Genomic DNA, 18,555 nt, shown 5'->3' on the forward strand with positions numbered 1-18,555 from the left:
CGCACCGTAATGTAATTCCATTACGAACCGCACCGCACCGTATTGAAAGTGAGGGCGTGATGGCCCCGCACCGTTCCGGACCGGCCCTGTGGGCACTGGCCCTGGGTTACTTCTCCTTCGGCACCTCCTCGCTCGCGGTGGTCGGCCTCAGCGCCCCCATCAGCAGGGACCTACAGGTCACGCAGGCCCAAGTGGGCCTCCTGGTCACGGTGTTCGCGCTCACGTTCGCCGTCGCCGCACCGCTCGCCCCGGTCTTACTGTCGCGGCTGGGCCGCAGAAGCGTGCTGCTGTCCGGTCTGGCGGTCATGGCCGCCGGGGGCGTCGCCGCCGCCCTCGCCCCCGGCTACGGGGTGCTGTGCGCGGCGCGGGTGCTCACCGCCCTGGGCGGGGCCGCCTTCGGACCCGCGGCCTCGGTCGCCGGATCCCTGCTCGTCCCCGCCGAGCGCCGGGCCCGCGCGCTGGCCACGGTCTTCGCCGGGATGACCGCCGCGACCGTGCTCGGCGTCCCGCTCAGCACCGGCCTGGGCCAGAGCGCCGGCTGGCGCTGGACCACCGTCGGCGTCGCCGCCCTCTCCCTGCTCGCCCTCGTGCTGGTCGCCGTCCTCGTCCCGGGGACGGAGCGCGGCACCCCGGCCACCGTCTCCGCGTTCTCCCCGGTGCTGCGGACCGCCGGAGTGCTTCCGGCGATCGCGACGACGCTGGCGTTCATGGCCGCCCAGTTCACCGTCTACGGGGTGGCCGGCGCCTACCTCTCCGACCGTTTCCACGCCACCACGGGCCAGGTCGCCGCGCTGCTGCTGGTGTTCGGTGTCGCCGGAGTGGCGGGCAACGCGGCCGCGGGGCGCGTCTTCGAACGGTGCGGCGGACCCCTGACGATCACGATCGCCCTGACCGGGTTCGGCGCCGCCTTCGCCGCGCTGCTGCTGGTCCCGGGCCGATTCGCCGCCGCCGTGGCCGCCTTCACCGTCTGGGCCGCGTTCAGCCAGCTGTTCCAGGCGCCCCAGCAGGCCCGCCTCGTCGCCCTCGTCCCCGAGCAGCGCGCCCTCGGCCTCGCCCTCAACGCCTCCTCCCTCTATCTGGGCATGAGCCTGGGCAGCCTGCTCGGCTCCACCCTGCTGCCCGCGCTCGGCGCCCTCTGGCTGCCCGCGGCGGGACTCCTCCCGCTCGCCGCGGCCGCCGCCGCCCACCGCGCCTCCGGCCACCGCAGCCCCCGTACCCCCGCCACCGCGACCGCCCCATCGGTACCGGCAGCGGCCCCCCGCCCCTGACGGCACCCACGCACCACCCGCGCACCACCCGCGCACCACTCACGGACCACCACCCCCCACGCACCACCCACCGACGCCACAGCGACGAAGAACAGGACCACGCCCATGACCGGCAAGAACACCACCCTCGTCCGCGACTTCATGGAGACCGTCTGGAACGAGGGCCGCACCGACGAGGCCGCCGCCTACGTCGCCGCCGACCTCATCCAGCACAACCCCGACCTGCCCGACGGACTCGACGCGCTGACCGGCCTGATCGGCATGCTGCGCGGCCGGATGCCCGGGATGCGCTTCGAGATCAGGCGCACCGCGGCCGAGGGCGACCTCGTCTTCGTGCACAGCCTCTTCACCCCCGCCCCCGGCGCCGACGGTCAGGCCGTCGTCGACATCTACCGCATGGAGAACGGGCTCATAGCGGAGCACTGGGACGTCCACCAGGACATCCCCGCCACCACGGCCAGCGGTCACCCGGCCGTCTGACCGGCGTCAGCGGCCGCCGGGCCGGGCTCCCGCACGGGGCCCGGCCCTGCGGCGTCGCTCCGGCTTTCTCAGGCAATTCACAGAAACGGAAAAGAACTCTCTCAGGGGCGTCTCACAGGGTTGCGGACATGACGACGACGACCTCGCCCCAGGGGCGTACCGAACTGCTCAGGCCGGACCGGACCCCCGTCCGGGTCCTGGTCGTGGACGACGAGGCCCCGCTGGCGGAGCTGCTGTCGATGGCGCTGCGTTACGAGGGATGGGAGGTGCGCAGCGCGGGGGACGGCGCCGGGGCGGTGCGGACGGCCCGGGAGTTCCGGCCGGACGCGGTGATCCTGGACGTCATGCTGCCCGACATGGACGGCCTGGCCGTCCTGGGGCGGCTGCGCCGCGAGCTGGCCGACGTCCCGGTGCTGTTCCTGACCGCACGGGACTCCGTGGAGGACCGCATCGCCGGGCTCACCGCCGGGGGCGACGACTACGTCACCAAGCCGTTCAGCCTGGAGGAGGTCGTGGCACGGCTGCGCGGCCTGATCCGGCGCTCGGGAACGGCCGCCGTACGCAGCGAGTCGACCCTCGTCGTCGGGGACCTGATGCTCGACGAGGACAGCCACGAGGTGAGCCGGGGCGGGGTGAACATCCATCTGACGGCCACCGAGTTCGAGCTGCTGCGCTTCCTCATGCGCAACCCGCGCCGGGTGCTCAGCAAGGCGCAGATCCTGGACCGGGTGTGGAACTACGACTTCGGCGGCCAGGCCAACGTGGTCGAGCTGTACATCTCGTACCTGCGCAAGAAGATCGACGCCGGCCGCTCCCCGATGATCCACACTCGGCGGGGCGCCGGCTACCTCATCAAACCCGGGGAGTAACGGCGTGAAACGGCTGGGCAGGGGCCCGTGGACGCTGCGGACCCGGCTGGTCGTCTCCGCCGTGTCGCTGATCGCGGTCGTCGCGGCGGTGATCGGCACGGTCACCGCGATCGCGTTCCACACGTACATGTACGGGAAGCTGGACGGCCAGTTGCGGGACATCGCCGTACGGGCCGACCGGATGCCGGGCGGGCCCGTCCCCGGCGGCGGGCCGAAGGACAAGAACCCGGATCCGCTGGGGTTCATCGGGATGGGCGGCCAGCCCCTCAAGACCTTCGGCGCGCTCACGGTGGACGGCCGGGTCACCTCCTCGCAGGTCGCCAAGGACGGCGGTTTCGACGCCTCCGAGAACACCGAGCCGCTGACGGCCGCCCAGGCGGAGGCGCTGGAGGCGGCGGACGTCCCCGCCGACGGCAAGGCGCACGACGTCGACCTGCCCGGTCTGGGCGGCTACCGGGTGCAGACGGCAGCCCCCGGGAGCGACGGCACGACCGTCCTCGTCGGCATCCCGACCGCCGAGGTGGACGGCGCCATCACCACCCTCATCCTCGTCGAGGTCTGCGTCACCGCCGCCGGTCTGATCGCCGCCGGTCTCGCGGGCGCCGCCATCGTCGGCGTCGCCCTGCGCCCGCTGCGCCGGGTCGCCGCCACCGCGACCCGCGTCTCCGAACTCCCCCTGCACAGCGGCGAGGTCGCCCCCCTCGAACGCGTCCCCGAGGCCGAGGCCGACCCCCGCACCGAGGTCGGCCAGGTCGGCGCCGCCCTCAACCGGATGCTGGGCCACGTCGGTTCGGCCCTCGACGCCCGCCAGAAGAGCGAGATGCGCGTCCGCCAGTTCGTCGCCGACGCCAGCCACGAACTCCGCACCCCCCTCGCCTCCATCCGCGGCTACGCCGAACTCACCCGCCGCGGCCGCGAGAAGCCCGGCCCCGACACCCGCCACGCCCTCGGCCGCATCGAGTCCGAGGCCCAGCGCATGTCCGGCATGGTCGAAGACCTCCTCCTCCTCGCCCGCCTGGACGCGGGCCGCCCGCTCTCCTACGAGAGCACCGATCTCGCCCCGCTCCTCGTCGACGCGGTGAGCGACGCCCGCGTGGCGGAACGCGGTGGGGTTCCGGTGGGCGGTCGGGCTCCGGCGAACGGTCAGGCCCCGGACCGGGGCACGGCAGGTGGCCCGACCTCGCCGGACGGCCACGACACGGCCCCCGACCAGGCCCCCGGCCCCGCTCCGGCCCTCGACCACGGTCCGGACCCCGGCCACCACTGGCGCCTCGAACTCCCCGAGGCCCCCGCCACCGTCCTCGCCGACCCGCCCCGCATCCAACAGGTCCTCGTCAACCTCCTGGCCAACGCCCGCACCCACACCCCGCCCGGCACCACCGTCACCGCCCGCGTCCGCGCGGAACCCGGTCACCCCTGGGTCACCCTGGAGATCCAGGACGACGGCCCCGGCATCCCGCCCGCCCTCCTCCCGCACGTCTTCGAGCGCTTCGCCCGGGGCGACGCCTCCCGCTCCCGCCACGCCGGCTCCACCGGCCTCGGCCTCGCCATCGTCCAGGCCGTCACCACGGCCCACGGCGGTGTGGCGGAGGTGCGGTCGGTGCCGGGGGAGACGGTGTTCTCGGTGCATCTGCCTGCGGAGGGCGGAGACAGGGGCGCGGTCGGTCATACGGGTGTGCTCGCCCGTACCACCGCATGACGGGAGCACCGGACCGGCCGGCGCACCCCGGACCAGGCCGAGCGGCGGCGGCTCAGGGTGATACGGCGGCTCCCAGGTTTCCGGCCCTGACCGCTCCCCGTAGGACATGCGCGATCTCCTCGGGCTTGAGGTCGATGCCGTCCAGCCCGTCCATGGTCAGCGGAATCTCCTCCAGCGCGTACTCACCACGGCCTTCGGCGCTGAACTCGGGACCGGTGCGGTCATCGAAGGACCACGTCGCAATGCGGGCGAGGTAGAAGAGCTGACGCTCGTCGTCGGACTCCATCGTGTGCAGCAGCCGGATGATGTCGGCCTTCCCCGCGATCTCCTCGTGGATCTCCCGGTGGAGGGCGGCCTCGCGTGACTCGTCGCTGGGTTCGACGCCCCCGCCGGGCAGGACCCAGTACACGGGGATGCTCGGCCGGGTACGGCGGATGACCAGCATCGTCTGGTCGGGGGTGACGAGGACGGCACGGACTCGTTCGATCATTTCGGCGGCTCTCCTTGCTTGTTGGTGGGTTTCGGCGGAGCAGCTAGCCGCCACAGGAAGACGGACGGCCCCCGCCGTGTGGCGGGGGCCGGTCACTCGGGTTGATCGGGGTGTGTGTCACCCGCGGTACTTGGCGTACTCCACGAGCCCTGCGAACCCCTGCCGGGAGAGGAGTAGGAACGGCGCATCGGGGGTCTTGCTGTCCCGTACCAGGAACTCACCGGTGGCTGCTGCGTGTGCCGGTGCCCATTCCACGCACTCGGCACCCTCGCCGTTGCTGTAGCTGCTCTTCACCCAGACCAGGGACTGCGTGTTCCCATCAGGATTCAATGTCATCCTCATACTCTTTCAGGCGCTTGTGGAGCAGAGACACGCTGTCCCCGCTGTCGAGGGCCTTCGACCGGGCAATGTCCATGCGTGTGGTCAGCTCAAGGACCCGGGCGGGGGTGTCCACTGATGTTCCTGACGCGAACGACTCGACATAAGCGAAGGTCACGCCATCGCGAAGGGTGAGCAGGCTCAAGCTACCGCCCATCAGCGGATGTACTCCACGGGAGAGGGGAAGTACCTGCACTCGGACCGCGCTGTTCCCCTCGATTACGCCGAGGATGTGACGGATCTGCTCAGCCATGACGGCCGCACCACCCACCGGCCGCCTCAGTGCCGCTTCGTCCATGATGGCCCAATACAGCGGAGGCGTAGCTGAGTCGAGTACTGCGCGCCGATGGGAGCGGGTGGCCACCTGGAGCGCAACCTGCTCGGCATCCTTGCCCGGCATGGACTCAGTGAAGAGTGCGGAAGCATAACTCTCCGTCTGCAACAGCCCTGGTACCACACTGCTGTTGAACGTTTGGATGCGGGCGGCGCGCTTCTCCTCTTCAAGTACCTTCCGCCCATAGACGGGGACCTCGGCGGCGACGGCGACAACGAGTAGTTCGGTGAATAACCCCTCGGCGTCGTAGAAGACGTCGAGGGCCTCTGCCAGCGCCTCGGACGGGAGCTGCTCCCCGCGCTCAACCCTGCTCAGGTAGGTGTGCGGATAGCCCAGCTTCTCGGCGAGTGCGCGCAGGGAGAGCCCCCGTCGCGCCCGTGCGCGCGCGGCCAGCATTCCCGCAGGTGAAGCGGGCATGGCATCCCCTTCCGGCTCCAACTCCATTGCCATGGCCGCCTCTCACGAGTCTGTCCACTAAGGGTATTTGGTTACGCACGTTCCGTGTACCTGAGTCGTTCATTTGGACATGGTGGTGACACCGGGACACACGTACTCGTGGAACATCAAGGTTCGGAGCTGGCATGGATACGGCACGCACACCGCAGACGGCAGACAACACGCTCAGGAACGCGGAGCGCGTCCGCGACGAACTCCGTGACGCGCTCACCGCCGCAGGCGTGAAGCTTCCCTCCCTCGGGCTCGACATCGCGTCCTGCGCCGGTCCCGTTCCGGTCCCACTGGTCGACCTCGGCCGCTGCAACGTGGAGACCGCCCGCGCGCTGGCCGCCGCCGTGCGTTCGGGGCAGGAGGCGCCACGGTGAGCAGCCGCACCTTCCGGTACGTGCCGTTCACGGTCGAGCAGGACCCGCTGGCCGAGCCGGAGTACGCGGCGCGGTGCGTGTCCGGCGCCGAGTCGGAGTGCGGGGCGGACTCGGCCACGTACAACTGTCCCCAGCCTGTGGAGGAGTGGCAGCGCCGGCACGCGCAGGAGACGGGCCACAGGCGGTTCCGCAGGAACTTCGGCGACTACGCGGTGATGCGGCCCCCGGAGGGGCTGGTGGCGAGCAAGGGCCACAGCGGCATGGTGGCGACGGGGTTGTGCGAACACCGCCGGACCGAGGCGCGTGGCGGCATGACGTACTGCGGGGACTGCGGACGGCAGCTCTATCTCTGACAGTTCGGGGCCCCGGTTTGTCAGACCCGTCCGCCATGCTTCCCGTATGAACGAACGCGACTTCTGGCAGCTCATCGAGGCATGCCGTCCCGCCACCCCCGACCCCGACGGCGACGAGCTCGCGGCCGTGCTGACGGCTCGCCTGGGGAAGGGGCCGGTGGCCGATGTCGTCGGCTTTGCCGAGCAGCTCTCCTGGGCCCTGTACAGGCTGGACCGGAGGGAGTTCGGTGAGGGGCTGTCGGACGACCAGTTCCTCTACACCCGGGCGGCGGTGGTGGCGGCCGGCCAGGAGGAGTTCGAGCGCGTGCTCGGGGATCCGGAGCGGTTCGGTCCGTATGCCGAGGAGTTCGTCTGGGCCGAGGCCCTGCTCTATGTGCCGGACGAGGCGTACCGGGCCCTCACGGGCGAGGAATGGGACCGGGACACCCGCTACAGCTACGAGTCCCACGCGAATACGGCGGGGTGGGCGTCCGCGTAGGCGCTCGCGGGGGGATTCCAGTCCGTTGTCCACGGGGTTCTGTTCCGCTCCGCGTTGCGTAGAGCGGGTGCCGTTCGCACGGACATTGGGGCAGGCTCCTTCCATGCGCATATCCAGACTCCGCAGCGTTGCCACCGGCCTCTTCCTGGGTGCCGCCCTGCTGCTGACCGCATGTGGTCAGGAGCATGCCGCAGGCACGCCGGTGTCCGACGCCGGTCCGAGCCGCGGCGGCCTGTCTCCCGCACCCTCCGGCCCCGCGCGGGGGAACGTGGAGCCCGACGCACACGGTGGGGCCCCGCACTACCGGGAGAACAACGGCTTCAAGATCCCCAAGGAGATGACCCCCGCCTCCGAGAAGGCCGCCCGCGCGGAGGCCGCCCGTATCGAGCCCGTCCTCAAGCGGCTCTGGAAGGCCGGGAAGTGGGATGCCGAGAGCGTTCGCGTGGAACTCCTGAAGCTCGGATACCGGGAGAGGAGATCGGACGGTGGAGAGGCAGGCAGCGGAGAGGCAGGCAGCGGTGAGGGGCCTGGAAGGCTGGATGTGCGGGCCAACGGGTCCAGCAGCAACCCCGGTGCCGGCGTCGCCCTCTACGTCGGTCGTGACGCCTGTGTGACCGCCTTCGTGCAGTCGACGAACTACCAGGTCAGCGTCAACGGCCGATTCATCGAATCGGGCTGCTTCGAGCCGCGTGGCGGGCACTGAGTGCCCAACACCCTCTGGTGATCGTGGGCCCGGCAGACGGATGACGGCGTACGGATGACGGCGTACGGATGACGGCGTACGGTTCAGCTCTCCGCCGCCTTGGTCAGCGACGCCAGGACCGTGCCGTCGGCGGCGCGGGCGGTGATGACGAGGTCGGGCGGGCTCTGGGATTCGGGCCCGGGGCTCTCGGCGTAGAAGGCGGCCCAGCCGGGCCGGCCGGCCAGCGTGACGGTCCGGGTGTCCAGGGTTCGGCCGGCGACGGTCACGGTGAATGTGGCGCCTTCGGCGGAGCCCCGGTAGACGCAGGAGTGGAGGGCGCCCGTGGGGTCCGTGCGCGCGACGCAGCTGATGTCCCCCTCGGGGACGTCGGCGACGGCCAGGGTCGGTTTCGCGGGGGAGGCCGGGGACCTCGGTGCCCTCAGGAACAGGCCCCGGTCCGTCAGCCACAGGGTGCCGGTCCGGCCCGTTGCGATTGTTTCGCCCGGACCCACCACCCGTACGGGCGAGGACACCGGAGCGGAGGTTGCGGGGGGCGCGGGGGCGTCGGTGCCGGAGGCGTGGAGGGACAGGGCGGCGAGGGCGGTCGCGGGGACGAGTACGGCGGTGGCCAGGGCCGTGGAGAGGGCGGCCCGGCGGCGTCGGCGGAGGGTCCGGCCCAGGTGGACGGCCGTGTCCACGGGGGCGGGGCCCACCGGGAGGCCGGCGGCCGCCCGCTTGAGCGCGGTGGCGAGGTCGTCGTCGTGGGTCATCGGACGGCTCCCTTCTGCGGGACGGGGCGGCGGAGCGTGGGCGGGGGCGGCGCGGGGTGCCGGGCCAGGGAGGTCAGCACGCCGTCCTCCCGGAGTCTGGCCAGGGCCCGGGTGATCTGGCTGCGGACGGTGCTGGTCCGGACGCCCAGGGCCGCGGCGACCTGGGCATGGCTCATGTCCTCGAAGTAGCAGAGCACCACCGCGGACCGCTGCCGGACCGGCAGCCGGCCCAGCGCGTCGACGATCGCGTCGCGGCTGTCGACACGGGCGGTCTGGTCGGCCACCGGGGTCTCCGGCAGGCGGGCGGTGAACCACTCGCGCACCGCCCGCCTGCGGAACCGGTCGGCATGGGCGTGGACCATGATCCGGCGAACGTACGCGGCCATGTCGTCGCTGTGCCGGACGCGGTCCCACTTCACGTACGCGCGCGCGAACGCGTTCTGCGCCAGGTCCTCGGCATCGTGGTGGCTGCCCGTCAGCAGATACGCCGTACGCAGCAGACTGGGCCACCGGGCCGTCATGAAGCGCTGGAAGTCGTCGTCCTGGGCGCGGCTCCGGCTCATCCGGCCGCGCCGAGGTCCGGCGTCCGGGCGGCCTGCGGTGTGCCCTCGGTGTCTGTCACGGTGAACCTCGGCGGGGAAGAAGTCGGACGGCGGGAAGGGGAGCGGTGGCTGACGCCGCCGCTCCCCCCGGGGCGGCGGCGACAACGCTCACCGGCTGCGGACGCTGATCGACGGCTTCGCGCCCGCCGCGCCCTTCGCGTCGAAGACGTAGTACGCCCCCCAGCCGGGCTTTCCGGCAAGCGTGACCACCTCGGCCTGGAGCGTGCGGGTCCCGAACGTGAGGGCGACCTTGGTCGTCGACGTCACCGGACCCCGGTAGATCCCGGCCCAGAGAGCACCGGAGGCGTCGCCCTCGCTCAGCGTGGCCACCTTCCCGGGCAGCACCTCCGCGACGTTCAGGCCGCTCGGCGTGGCCGAGGACGGCGCGGCGACGTTCAGGCCCTTCGGCGTGAGCCACAGCGTGCGGTCGGCGACGGAGATCCGCTCGCCCGGCGTCACCACCCGCACGGAACCGGTGGGGGCGGCGGCCGGGTGGGAGACGACGGCGGGAGTGGACGCGAGCGGCGCCGCGCTCACGGACGAGGCGACCGCCACGCCCGCACCCGTCGCGAGGACCGCCGCGCACACGGCACCGGCCAGCCAACCGCGCTTCCGGCGGCGCGAGTCGAGGGATGTCATCGATGAACTCCTGTGGGTCGAACAGCACCGGCGTCCGGCCCCTCGGGGCCGGAGCAGACAGGCCCTTGCGTCCTGTCCACCCCCCAGACGGCCCCCGCGCCACGGAAAGCTGCTCCCCGGGAGCCATCGGTACGTGTGGCGCTCGTCACACACGCTTCGGCGGGCGCGGGACCACTCACAGCCGCACCACAGCCACGCCACACACCCGTGACAGCGCGGTTGGCGACGGTCGATGGCATGCGAACCGAAAGTCCTTGGAGCACCTTGCCGGCCCGGGACCACCTCCTGGCCGGGGCAGGTGGTGCCGCGGGTGCACCCGTGCTCGATGTGGTGGTACCCGTCTACAACGAGGAGAAGGACCTCGAACCCTGCGTGCTGCGGCTCCACGACCATCTGGCGCGCACCTTCCCGTACGCCTTCCGGATCACGGTCGCGGACAACGCCAGTACGGACCGGACGCCCGAGGTGGCGCGGCGGCTGGCGCGGTCGCTGCCCGGGGTGCGGTCGTGGCGGCTGGAGGAGAAGGGGCGGGGCCGGGCGCTGCGCACGGTGTGGTCGCAGTCGGACGCCCCGGTCCTCGCGTACATGGACGTGGATCTGTCCACCGACCTCAACGCCCTTCTCCCGCTCGTCGCCCCGCTGATCTCCGGCCACTCGGACCTGGCGATCGGCTCCCGGCTGGCGCGCAGTTCGCGTGTGGTGCGCGGGCCGAAGCGGGAGTTCATCTCGCGGGCGTACAACATGATCCTGCGGTCGTCACTGGCCGCCCGGTTCAGTGACGCGCAGTGCGGGTTCAAGGCCATCCGGCGGGACGTCGCGCAGCGGCTGCTGCCGATGGTCGAGGACACCGGGTGGTTCTTCGACACGGAGATGCTGGTGCTGGCCGAACGGGCCGGGCTGCGCATCCACGAGGTGCCCGTCGACTGGGTCGACGACCCCGAATCCACCGTCCACATCGTGCGGACCGCCACCGACGATCTGAAGGGCGTGTGGCGGGTGGGGCGGGCGCTCGCCGTCGGCGCGCTCCCGCTGGACCGGCTCGCCCGGCCCTTCGGCGACGATCCGCGCGACCGTGCGATCGGGGGCGTCCCCGGCGGACTGGCCCGGCAACTGGTCGGCTTCTGCGTCGTCGGCGCCCTGTCGACCCTGTTCTACCTCGCCCTGTACTCCCTCTTCCGGCTCGGCGTCGGCCCCCAACTCGCCAACGGCGGCGCGCTCCTCGTCTCCGCCGTCGCCAACACCGCCGCCAACCGGAGGCTCACCTTCGGCGTACGCGGCCGGGGCGGCGCCGTCCGTCACCAGGCGCAGGGTCTCGTGGTCTTCGCCATCGGCCTGGCCCTCACCGCCGGTTCCCTGGCGGCCCTGGGGGCGGCCTCCGCCTCCCCGTCGCACTCCACCGAGCTCGCCGTGCTCATCGCGGCCAACCTCGCCGCGACGGTCCTGCGCTTCCTGCTCTTCCGCGCCTGGGTCTTCCCGGACCGCGACCGGGTAAACCCGCCGCAATCCACAAGCCCCGCAACGGTCTTCCCGGACCGCGGCCGAAGAAACCCCGAGCACCCCACGACGCCCCCGGCCGCCCTTCCCGCACCCCCGGCCACCGAAACCGCACCCGACCCGAGGAACGCCCGATGACCACGCTCGACCCCGCCTACGCGCCGGCCCGGCCGGACACGCCCCCGGGGCACGCACGGGCCGGAAGCCCCCTGCCCCGCCGCGTTTGGCGCGGCAGGGAGGAGGATGCCCGCTGGGTGCGCCCGGCCTTCCTCGTCCTGCTGCTGGCCATCACGCTGGCGTACTTCTGGAACCTCAGCGCGTCCGGCTACGCGAACTCCTTCTACTCCGCCGCCGTGCAGGCGGGCAGCCGCAGTTGGAAGGCGTTCTTCTTCGGCTCGCTGGACGCGGCGAACGCCATCACCGTCGACAAGCCCCCGGCCACGCTCTGGCCGATGGCCCTGTCGGTGCGGGTGTTCGGGCTCAGCTCCTGGGCGATCCTGGCCCCGCAGGTGCTCATGGCCACGGCCACGGCCGGGGTGCTGTACGCGTCGGTGCGCCGCCGGTTCAGCGCCGCCGCCGGGCTGATCACGATGGTGGTCTTCGCGCTGACGCCCGTCGCCGCGCTGATGTTCCGCTTCAACAACCCCGACGCGCTCCTCGCGCTGCTGATGACCGTCACGGTCTACTGCGTGCTGCGCGCGATGGAGCACGGCCGCACGAAGTGGCTGGTCTGGGCGGGCGTCGCGGTCGGTCTGGCCTTCTTGTCCAAGACCCTCCAGGCGTTCCTGATCCTGCCGCCGCTGGCCGTGCTGTACGCGGTGTTCGCGCCGGTTCCCGTACGCAAGAGGTTCGGGCAGCTCGGGCTGTACGCGCTCGCCATGGTCGTCGCGGGCGGCTGGTGGGTGGCGATCGTCGAACTGTGGCCCGCCTCCTCCCGCCCGTACATCGGCGGTTCGCAGAACAACTCGTTCCTGGAGCTGACCTTCGGCTACAACGGGCTCGGCCGCATCAACGGCGACGAGACCGGCAGCGTCGGAGGCGGCGGCGGTCCGGGCGGCGGCTCCGGCGGCCAGTGGGGCGAGACCGGTCTCACCCGGATGTTCAACTCCGAGATCGGCGGCCAGATCTCGTGGCTGCTGCCCGCCGCGCTGATCCTGCTCGTCGTGGGCGTCTGGCTGACCTGGCGGGCCCGGCGGACGGACACCGCGCGGGCGGCGTTCCTCGCCTGGGGCGGCTCGCTGCTGATGACGGCCCTCGTCTTCAGCTTCATGGCGGGCATCTTCCACCAGTACTACACGGTTGCCCTGGCCCCGTACCTGGCCGCGCTCATCGGCATGGGCACCACCGTCCTCTGGGAGGAACGCGCCCGCTGGTGGGCCGGGGCGACCCTCGCCGTGACCTCGGTCGTCACGGCCTGCTGGGCGTACGTGCTCCTCGGCCGCACCCCCGACTACCTGACCTGGCTGCGGCCCACCGTCCTCGCGGCCGGACTCCTCGCCGCGCTGGGCCTGCTCTTCGTGTCCCACCTCGGGCGCCGGCTCGCGCTCCTCACCGTCGGCGTCGGCCTCGCCGCCGCGCTCGCCGCCCCGACGGCGTACAGCCTGAGCACCCTGAACACGGGCCACCAGGGCTCCATCGTCACCGCCGGCCCCTCCGGTGGCGGCATGGGCGGGCCCGGCGGCGGCGGTGGCCGGGGCGGCATGCGCCCCCCGGGCGGCCAGGGCACCCAGCAGGGCGGAGGCATGGGCATGCCTCCCGGCTCCAACCAGCAAGGCAACAACCAGCAGGGCGGCGGCACGGCCCAGCCCCCGACCGGCACCCCGCCCGGCCAGAACCAAGGCCAAGGCCAGAACCAAGGCCAGGGCCAGACCGGCCGTCAGCCCGGCACGGGTGGCGGCGGCGAAGGGTTCGGCGGCGGAGGCATGGGTGGCGGAGGCGGCATGGGCGGCCTGCTCAACGGCGCGTCCGTCGACTCCGAGGCCAAGAAGCTGCTGGAGAAGAACGCGGACGACTTCACCTGGGTCGCCGCCGCCATCGGCTCGCAGAACGCGGCGAGTTACCAGCTCGCCACCGGCGACCCCGTGATGGCGATCGGCGGCTTCAACGGCAGCGACCCGTCCCCGACGCTCTCCCAGTTCAAGAAGTACGTCGAGGACGGCCGCATCCACTACTTCGTCTCCGGCGGCATGGGCGGCGGCGGAGGCATGGGCGGCAGTGGCAGCTCCTCGGAGATCTCCTCCTGGGTCGAGGAGAACTTCACCGAGGTGACGGTCGGCAGCGCCACGTTCTACGACCTGACCCAGCCCGAGAGCGGCTGAGAACAGGAGTCAGCCGGCCGGGCTCAGCGCCGCAGTTCCAGGTCCGCGACGACGGGGCGGTGGTCCGAGGCGAGTGTCTCGGGCACCGCCGCGTCGCGCGCCCGTACCGTGTCCGTGGACACCGCCACGTAGTCGATGCGCTGCACCGGGTTCTGCGCCGGGAACGTGGGCGCGCCCGGCTCGACGTCGGTCAGCTCCTGCCAGAGCGGGGCCAGTTCCGGCGCGGCGGGCGCGGCGTTGAAGTCGCCGAGCAGGATCTGCCGCACCGGCCCCCGAGCCCCCGCCCGGTCCTCGGCCATGATCCGGCGGGTGTCGGCGACCTGGGCGGTGCGGACCGAGGGGTCGCCCCGGTAGTCGAGATGCGTCGCGTAGACGTGGACGGGCAGCCCGCGCACCCGGAGCACGACCTCGCCGAAGCCGGGCGCGGGCGCCGGGACCGGGTTCGGGTCCTGCGTGGAGAGCCGGGTCAGATCGTGGTTCTCGGCGCTCACGATCCGGTACCGGGACAGCACCGCGACGCCGAACTCGCGCCGCGGCCCGCCCTCCGCCACCGGATCGAAGCTGTAGATGGGGGCGAACGAGACGTGCATGCCCAGCCGTTCGGCCAGCTCCGCCGCCAGATCGCGGTTCTGGCTGCGGTCGCCCCAGTGGACGTCGACCTCCTGGAGCCCGATCACATCCGCGTCGAGCGCGCGGAGCGCGGCCACCTGCCGGTCCAGATCGAAGACGTTGTCCATGCCGGCCCCGGCATGGATGTTGTACGTGGCCACGCGCAGCGGCACCGACTGCCCCGGGCCGTGCCCGGCGGCGCTCGCGGGCGGTGCGAGCGCGGCCCCCAACAGACCTGCGGCCACCAGGACTTCCACCGTACGACGACGCAGTGACATACCACTCCAGTCCTTGTCGGAACAGCGATCGCCGCACCGTACCGCGCACGGCCGCGCCGGACATCGCCGCGACATGACCGTGTGGTGTACAGGAGAATCGGCACAGGCCCGGTCACGGCACCGGCAGCGGCATAGCATCGGGGACGTACCGGACCATACTGCTCCGCTTGTTGTGGCGGAGGCGTGTCGCCGGTGCGTTCCGCCGGTGAGACGAGGAGTGCGCCATGGTGTCCGCGGCCGACCGCGCGAAGGACCCCGCCCGTACCAGCGTGTGGCTGACCCACCGGCCGCCCCCGCGCACCCGCAGGACCGACCGCCCCGCCGGGCTCGACCGGGAAAGGATCACCGAGGCCACGGTCCGGCTGCTGGACGCCGAGGGCCTGGCGAAGCTCTCCATGCGCCGGCTCGCCGCCCGGCTGGACGTCACGGCGATGTCCCTCTACTGGTACGTGGACACCAAGGACGACCTGCTGGAACTGGCCCTCGACCGGGTCTACGGCGAGATCGCCGCCCCGCCCCCGGACGCCCCCTGGGAGCCTCGGCTGCGCGCCCTGGCACGGGCCTACCGGGAGCTCCTCGTCCGGCACGTCTGGGTCTCCCCGCTGGCCGGCACCTTCCTCAACTGCGGTCCGCACGCCACCCGTATGTCCCACGCCGTCCAGGACGCCATCGGCGCCACCGGCCTGCCCCGGGAGCGGCAGGCCGGGGCGCTCTCGGCCGTCTTCCAGTTCGTGTACGGATTCGGCACGGTCGAGGGCCGGTTCGGGCAGCGCAGCGCCGAGGCCGGACTCAGCAAGGACGCCTGGTTCCGGCGGGCGATGGCCGCCGTCCAGGACCAGCCGCAGCTCGGCCCGGCCGTCGAGGGCGTCCGGGACCTCATCGCCGCCCGCGGCGGCGACACCGTGGAGGAGATGTACGAACGCGACTTCTCCTTCGCCCTCGACCTGCTGATCGCCGGCATCGACGCGATGCGCGCCCGGTACGCGTAGCGGCCGCCGCACGGCGCCGGATCAGTGCCCTTGCCGCAGGTGAACGCTCACGTCCCGGGGCAGTGCTCACGGGGTAGACCAGCGCTCACCAAACAGATCAGTGCTCTCATCTCAGATCGGTGATCGCATTCAGTATCAGGGCTCTCGTACCGGTTCGGCGCACTCGTCCCGCATCGGCGCTCTTGCCCGAGATCGGCGTCCCCGCCCGGGTCAGTACCCCCGCCCCGGCTCCACCGCCAGTGCAGGGACCCGTCCCGCGCGCAGCTCCCGCAGGCAGGCCGTGAAGTCCGTGATCACGTCCTCGTCGGCCGTGATGCCCGCCGAGTGCGAGGTGACGACCGTACGGGGCAGCCGCCAGCAGAGGTGGTCCGGCGGCGCGGGCTCGTCCGGCAGGACGTCGAGCACCGCGCGCCCCACCGTGCCCGCGTCCAGCGCAGCCGCCAGCGCCTTCAGGTCCACGGTGGCGCCGCGCCCCACGTTGACGAAGGTCGCCCCGCCCATCGCCGCGAACCGGTCCGCCCCGAAGTACCCGTCAGTCCCCGCCGTCAGCGGCAGCGCGGCCACCACCCAGCGGGCGTCGACCGGTTCGTCCGGTGCGGCGGTGGCGTCGAAGCCGGGCGGCACCGGGCGGGGGGTGCGGACCACGCCCACCGTGCGGATGCCGCAGGCGCGCAGCAGCGCGGCGACGGCCGAGCCGATGCGGCCGGTGCCGTGGACGACGGCGGTCCGCCCGAGGGCGAGTTCGGAGGGGATGCGGCGCCATTCGGCCCGCGCGTGCTGCGCGGCGAACTCCGGGACGGACTGGCACTCGGCCAGCACCCAGGCCAGCACGTACTGGGCGATCCGCTCGCCCATCAGCCCCACCGTCCGGGTCAGCAGCGCGCCCGGCGGCCACGGACCGGCGCCCAGCAGCGCGTCCGTACCGGCGTTGACGCTGTGGAACCAGACCAGCCCGTCCCCGCGCAGCGCCTCGGGGAGCGTCGCCCCCACGTACACGTACGGACCGCCGTCCGGCGCGCCGCCGCGTTCCACCGGGCGTCCGGCGGCGTGCTCCAGGGCGGCGGCGGCCCCGGGGCCGACCTCGGGACCGGCCAGCAGCCGGGCGCGGTCCAGCGCATCGGGGCCGGGGAGGGGTACGGACAGGGCGGGCCGGGGGAGCGGGTCGGGCACGGCGTCAGCTGCCCGGGGCCAGATGGGCGGGGAAGCCGCCGGTGGCGACGGGGCCCCAGCGCTCCGGGGTGATCCGGATGATCGACTTGCCCTGCTTGAGCATCGCCGCCCGGTACTCGTCCCAGTCCGGGTGCTCGCCCGAGATGTTCCGGAAGTACTCCACGAGGGGTTCGACGGAATCGGGGGAGTCGATCACCTCGGCCGTGCCGTCGATCTGGACCCAGGGCCCGTTCCACTCGTCCGACAGGACGATCACGCTGACCCGTTCGTCCCGCTTGGCGTTGCGGGTCTTGGCCCGCTCCGGGTACGTGGAGACGACGATGCGGCCGGAGTCGTCGACGCCGCAGGTGAGCGGGGAGCCCTGGGGGCGGCCGTCGGACCGGGTGGTCAGCAGGATCGCCCGGTGCCGGGGCCGTACGAAGGCCAGCAACTCGTCGAGTCCCACGGCGGTGTTGGTCGCGATGTTGGATGCCATGGAACCGACCCTACGTCCGGGGCGGGCCGGAACGGCGGTGGCGGCCCCGCGCCCCCGGCGCCCGGCCCCGCACCGCTCCCTCGGGCCGCGCAGCGGTGCCACCCCGCCCCGGCGCCCGGCACCCGCCCCGGCGCCCTCCGGCACCCGCCCCGGCGCCCTCCGGCACCCGGTCCCGGCACCCGGCCCCGCGCCGTCCGCTCAGGCGGCCGGCAGGGACTCCCCCTGCACGGCCTGGATGTCCAGCTCGACCCGCAGCGTGGTGCCGATCGCCGAAATGCCCGCCTGGACCACCTGGTTGTAGTTCATCGCGAAGTCCTCGCGGCGCAGTTCCGCCGTCGCGCCGAACGCCGCGCGGACCCCGCCCCACGGGTCGGGGCCGGTGCCGAGGTAGCTGAGGTCCAGGTCGACGGGGCGCTCCACGCCGTGCAGCGACAGCGTTCCGTGCACGGTCCAGCGGTCCGGGCCCGCCGGGGTGAGCCCGGACGAACGGTAGGTGATCTGCGGGAACCGCTCGGTGTCGAGGAAGTCCGGCGAGCGCAGGTGCTTGTCGCGCATGCCGTTGCCGGTGTCGATGCTGGCCGCGTCGATGACGGCCTCCACCCGGGAGTGCTGGATGTCCTCGGTGATCTCGATCCGGCCGCCGAAGTCGGTGAACCGGCCGCGCACGCTGGAGATCCCCAGGTGCTGCGCGACCGCGCCCACCGTGCAGTGCGCGGGATCCAGCGACCAGGCGCCCGGCGGCGGCAGCTCCACGCCGCCCTGCCGGGCCAGCACGACCGTGCCGGTCTCCACGGTGCCGCTCGCCGTGACGAGGGCCGTGGAGGCGGCGGGCGCGTACCCGACCGCGGTGACGATCACCGTGTACGCGCCGGCCGGCAGCGGGGTGTCGGCGCGCACCGCCCCGTCCTCGTCCGCCGCGGCCCGCAGCACCTGCGTCCCGGTCATGTCGGTGACCGTCACGACGGCGTGCTGGACCGCCCAGCCGTCCCGGGTGCGTACCTGTGCGCGAAGTCCCATGCCGTTCTCTCTCTCCTTGCTCGTGCCCCACCCGTCGACCGGGGGAGGCACTCCACGAGTCGCCCCACCGGATCCCCGGAAGAAGCACTCCACGAGTAACGCCCCACCGGATCCCGGGGGAAGCACTCCACGAGTCGCCCACCGGTTCTCCAGAGGGAGCACTCCACGAGTCGCCCCCACCGGATCCCCGGAGGAGCACTCCACGAGTCACCCCCTCATCGGTTCCCCGGAGGGAGCACTCCATGAGTCGCCCGCCGGTTCACCGCAGGGGCACTCCATGAGTCGGGCCCCGGGGCGGGGACGGCAGGCCGTCCCCTGCCTGCCGTCCCCACCGCCGGGGCC

At 72.8% G+C, this 18,555-nt stretch carries 21 protein-coding genes; 11 read left to right on the forward strand and 10 right to left on the reverse strand.

The genetic code is table 11. The annotated features are described in order from the left end of the window. The first annotated feature begins 59 nt into the window (after nucleotides 1-59). The 4 genes from ACFVDM_RS02275 to ACFVDM_RS02290 all read left to right on the forward strand — a co-directional run bounded on the left by ACFVDM_RS02275 (nucleotide 60) and on the right by ACFVDM_RS02290 (nucleotide 4,316). A complete protein-coding gene (locus tag ACFVDM_RS02275) occupies nucleotides 60-1,268 on the forward strand; it encodes an MFS transporter (protein WP_383631816.1) in 1,209 nt (402 codons plus the stop codon). Nucleotides 1,269-1,373: 105 nt separating this feature from the next. Then, nucleotides 1,374-1,748 (forward strand): nuclear transport factor 2 family protein, encoded by a 375-nt coding sequence (locus ACFVDM_RS02280; RefSeq protein WP_383631819.1) that lies wholly within the window; start codon nucleotides 1,374-1,376, stop codon nucleotides 1,746-1,748. Between the two features lie 128 nt (nucleotides 1,749-1,876). Continuing rightward, a complete protein-coding gene (locus ACFVDM_RS02285) occupies nucleotides 1,877-2,617 on the forward strand; it encodes a response regulator transcription factor (RefSeq protein ID WP_383631822.1) in 741 nt (246 codons plus the stop codon). 13 nt (nucleotides 2,618-2,630) lie between these two features. Further along, nucleotides 2,631-4,316 (forward strand): ATP-binding protein, encoded by a 1,686-nt coding sequence (locus tag ACFVDM_RS02290; protein ID WP_383632144.1) that lies wholly within the window; start codon nucleotides 2,631-2,633, stop codon nucleotides 4,314-4,316. 52 nt (nucleotides 4,317-4,368) lie between these two features. On the opposite strand, the gene ACFVDM_RS02295 is transcribed toward ACFVDM_RS02290, so the two are convergent. The 3 genes from ACFVDM_RS02295 to ACFVDM_RS02305 form a co-directional block, all read right to left on the reverse strand. Beyond that, nucleotides 4,369-4,806 (reverse strand): NUDIX domain-containing protein, encoded by a 438-nt coding sequence (locus tag ACFVDM_RS02295; protein ID WP_383631825.1) that lies wholly within the window; start codon nucleotides 4,804-4,806, stop codon nucleotides 4,369-4,371. A gap of 117 nt (nucleotides 4,807-4,923) precedes the next feature. Then, nucleotides 4,924-5,142 carry a DUF397 domain-containing protein gene (locus ACFVDM_RS02300; RefSeq protein WP_383631828.1) on the reverse strand — a complete coding sequence of 73 codons (219 nt, stop codon included), beginning with the start codon at nucleotides 5,140-5,142 and terminating at the stop codon, nucleotides 4,924-4,926. Next, nucleotides 5,126-5,968, reverse strand: a complete 843-nt coding sequence (locus tag ACFVDM_RS02305; RefSeq protein WP_383631831.1) for a helix-turn-helix domain-containing protein — start codon at nucleotides 5,966-5,968, stop codon at nucleotides 5,126-5,128. Before ACFVDM_RS02305 ends, ACFVDM_RS02300 begins: the two co-directional genes overlap by 17 nt. Nucleotides 5,969-6,099: 131 nt before the next feature. On the opposite strand from ACFVDM_RS02305, the gene ACFVDM_RS02310 reads away from it, so the two are divergent. From ACFVDM_RS02310 to ACFVDM_RS02325, 4 genes are all read left to right on the forward strand, one after another. Then, nucleotides 6,100-6,339, forward strand: a complete 240-nt coding sequence (locus ACFVDM_RS02310; protein ID WP_383631834.1) for a hypothetical protein — start codon at nucleotides 6,100-6,102, stop codon at nucleotides 6,337-6,339. Then, complete coding sequence (locus ACFVDM_RS02315) at nucleotides 6,336-6,692, forward strand: hypothetical protein (protein WP_383631837.1); 357 nt, start codon at nucleotides 6,336-6,338, stop codon at nucleotides 6,690-6,692. Before ACFVDM_RS02310 ends, ACFVDM_RS02315 begins: the two co-directional genes overlap by 4 nt. A 46-nt stretch (nucleotides 6,693-6,738) precedes the next feature. Next, a complete protein-coding gene (locus tag ACFVDM_RS02320; protein WP_383631840.1) occupies nucleotides 6,739-7,170 on the forward strand; it encodes a DUF4240 domain-containing protein in 432 nt (143 codons plus the stop codon). 103 nt (nucleotides 7,171-7,273) lie between these two features. Then, complete coding sequence (locus tag ACFVDM_RS02325; protein WP_383631843.1) at nucleotides 7,274-7,873, forward strand: hypothetical protein; 600 nt, start codon at nucleotides 7,274-7,276, stop codon at nucleotides 7,871-7,873. An 83-nt stretch (nucleotides 7,874-7,956) separates the two neighbouring features. Here ACFVDM_RS02325 and ACFVDM_RS02330 read toward each other — a convergent pair whose 3' ends face one another. The 3 genes from ACFVDM_RS02330 to ACFVDM_RS02340 all read right to left on the reverse strand — a co-directional run bounded on the left by ACFVDM_RS02330 (nucleotide 7,957) and on the right by ACFVDM_RS02340 (nucleotide 9,863). Then, nucleotides 7,957-8,622, reverse strand: coding sequence for a hypothetical protein (locus ACFVDM_RS02330; protein ID WP_383631846.1), 666 nt, complete (start codon nucleotides 8,620-8,622; stop codon nucleotides 7,957-7,959). After that, nucleotides 8,619-9,185, reverse strand: coding sequence for a SigE family RNA polymerase sigma factor (locus tag ACFVDM_RS02335; protein WP_383631849.1), 567 nt, complete (start codon nucleotides 9,183-9,185; stop codon nucleotides 8,619-8,621). Before ACFVDM_RS02335 ends, ACFVDM_RS02330 begins: the two co-directional genes overlap by 4 nt. A 147-nt stretch (nucleotides 9,186-9,332) precedes the next feature. Then, a complete protein-coding gene (locus tag ACFVDM_RS02340) occupies nucleotides 9,333-9,863 on the reverse strand; it encodes a hypothetical protein (RefSeq protein WP_383631852.1) in 531 nt (176 codons plus the stop codon). Nucleotides 9,864-10,100: 237 nt separating this feature from the next. Between ACFVDM_RS02340 and ACFVDM_RS02345 the strand changes: the two genes are divergently transcribed. Together ACFVDM_RS02345 and ACFVDM_RS02350 are read left to right on the forward strand one after the other, a co-directional pair. After that, entirely contained in the window at nucleotides 10,101-11,495 is a 1,395-nt protein-coding gene (locus ACFVDM_RS02345; protein ID WP_383631855.1) for a glycosyltransferase, read from the forward strand. Next, nucleotides 11,492-13,675, forward strand: a complete 2,184-nt coding sequence (locus tag ACFVDM_RS02350) for an ArnT family glycosyltransferase (RefSeq protein ID WP_383631858.1) — start codon at nucleotides 11,492-11,494, stop codon at nucleotides 13,673-13,675. Before ACFVDM_RS02345 ends, ACFVDM_RS02350 begins: the two co-directional genes overlap by 4 nt. A gap of 23 nt (nucleotides 13,676-13,698) precedes the next feature. On the opposite strand, the gene ACFVDM_RS02355 is transcribed toward ACFVDM_RS02350, so the two are convergent. Further along, nucleotides 13,699-14,562, reverse strand: a complete 864-nt coding sequence (locus ACFVDM_RS02355) for an endonuclease/exonuclease/phosphatase family protein (RefSeq protein ID WP_383631861.1) — start codon at nucleotides 14,560-14,562, stop codon at nucleotides 13,699-13,701. A gap of 224 nt (nucleotides 14,563-14,786) precedes the next feature. Between ACFVDM_RS02355 and ACFVDM_RS02360 the strand changes: the two genes are divergently transcribed. Next, entirely contained in the window at nucleotides 14,787-15,551 is a 765-nt protein-coding gene (locus ACFVDM_RS02360) for a TetR/AcrR family transcriptional regulator (RefSeq protein WP_383631864.1), read from the forward strand. A gap of 210 nt (nucleotides 15,552-15,761) precedes the next feature. Here ACFVDM_RS02360 and ACFVDM_RS02365 read toward each other — a convergent pair whose 3' ends face one another. From ACFVDM_RS02365 to ACFVDM_RS02375, 3 genes are all read right to left on the reverse strand, one after another. Further along, entirely contained in the window at nucleotides 15,762-16,721 is a 960-nt protein-coding gene (locus ACFVDM_RS02365; protein WP_383631867.1) for an NAD(P)-dependent oxidoreductase, read from the reverse strand. Nucleotides 16,722-16,725: 4 nt separating this feature from the next. Continuing rightward, entirely contained in the window at nucleotides 16,726-17,196 is a 471-nt protein-coding gene (locus tag ACFVDM_RS02370; protein ID WP_383631870.1) for a PPOX class F420-dependent oxidoreductase, read from the reverse strand. 198 nt (nucleotides 17,197-17,394) lie between these two features. Beyond that, nucleotides 17,395-18,213 (reverse strand): YceI family protein, encoded by an 819-nt coding sequence (locus ACFVDM_RS02375; RefSeq protein ID WP_383631873.1) that lies wholly within the window; start codon nucleotides 18,211-18,213, stop codon nucleotides 17,395-17,397. Nucleotides 18,214-18,555 lie beyond the last annotated feature (342 nt).

This window comes from Streptomyces sp. NPDC057682, assembly GCF_042799575.1.
Taxonomy (GTDB): Bacteria; Actinomycetota; Actinomycetes; order Streptomycetales; family Streptomycetaceae; genus Streptomyces.

What these genes read in the sequence shown, in the direction of transcription:
- ACFVDM_RS02275 (WP_383631816.1), top strand. Translation starts at nt 60, where the DNA reads ATGGCCCCGCACCGTTCCGGACCGGCCCTGTGGGCACTGGCCCTGGGT.
- ACFVDM_RS02280 (WP_383631819.1), top strand. Translation starts at nt 1,374, where the DNA reads ATGACCGGCAAGAACACCACCCTCGTCCGCGACTTCATGGAGACCGTC.
- ACFVDM_RS02285 (WP_383631822.1), top strand. Translation starts at nt 1,877, where the DNA reads ATGACGACGACGACCTCGCCCCAGGGGCGTACCGAACTGCTCAGGCCG.
- ACFVDM_RS02295 (WP_383631825.1), bottom strand. Translation starts at nt 4,806, where the DNA reads ATGATCGAACGAGTCCGTGCCGTCCTCGTCACCCCCGACCAGACGATG.
- ACFVDM_RS02300 (WP_383631828.1), bottom strand. Translation starts at nt 5,142, where the DNA reads ATGACATTGAATCCTGATGGGAACACGCAGTCCCTGGTCTGGGTGAAG.
- ACFVDM_RS02305 (WP_383631831.1), bottom strand. Translation starts at nt 5,968, where the DNA reads ATGGCAATGGAGTTGGAGCCGGAAGGGGATGCCATGCCCGCTTCACCT.
- ACFVDM_RS02310 (WP_383631834.1), top strand. Translation starts at nt 6,100, where the DNA reads ATGGATACGGCACGCACACCGCAGACGGCAGACAACACGCTCAGGAAC.
- ACFVDM_RS02320 (WP_383631840.1), top strand. Translation starts at nt 6,739, where the DNA reads ATGAACGAACGCGACTTCTGGCAGCTCATCGAGGCATGCCGTCCCGCC.
- ACFVDM_RS02325 (WP_383631843.1), top strand. Translation starts at nt 7,274, where the DNA reads ATGCGCATATCCAGACTCCGCAGCGTTGCCACCGGCCTCTTCCTGGGT.
- ACFVDM_RS02330 (WP_383631846.1), bottom strand. Translation starts at nt 8,622, where the DNA reads ATGACCCACGACGACGACCTCGCCACCGCGCTCAAGCGGGCGGCCGCC.
- ACFVDM_RS02335 (WP_383631849.1), bottom strand. Translation starts at nt 9,185, where the DNA reads ATGAGCCGGAGCCGCGCCCAGGACGACGACTTCCAGCGCTTCATGACG.
- ACFVDM_RS02340 (WP_383631852.1), bottom strand. Translation starts at nt 9,863, where the DNA reads ATGACATCCCTCGACTCGCGCCGCCGGAAGCGCGGTTGGCTGGCCGGT.
- ACFVDM_RS02345 (WP_383631855.1), top strand. Translation starts at nt 10,101, where the DNA reads ATGCGAACCGAAAGTCCTTGGAGCACCTTGCCGGCCCGGGACCACCTC.
- ACFVDM_RS02350 (WP_383631858.1), top strand. Translation starts at nt 11,492, where the DNA reads ATGACCACGCTCGACCCCGCCTACGCGCCGGCCCGGCCGGACACGCCC.
- ACFVDM_RS02355 (WP_383631861.1), bottom strand. Translation starts at nt 14,562, where the DNA reads ATGTCACTGCGTCGTCGTACGGTGGAAGTCCTGGTGGCCGCAGGTCTG.
- ACFVDM_RS02360 (WP_383631864.1), top strand. Translation starts at nt 14,787, where the DNA reads ATGGTGTCCGCGGCCGACCGCGCGAAGGACCCCGCCCGTACCAGCGTG.
- ACFVDM_RS02370 (WP_383631870.1), bottom strand. Translation starts at nt 17,196, where the DNA reads ATGGCATCCAACATCGCGACCAACACCGCCGTGGGACTCGACGAGTTG.
- ACFVDM_RS02375 (WP_383631873.1), bottom strand. Translation starts at nt 18,213, where the DNA reads ATGGGACTTCGCGCACAGGTACGCACCCGGGACGGCTGGGCGGTCCAG.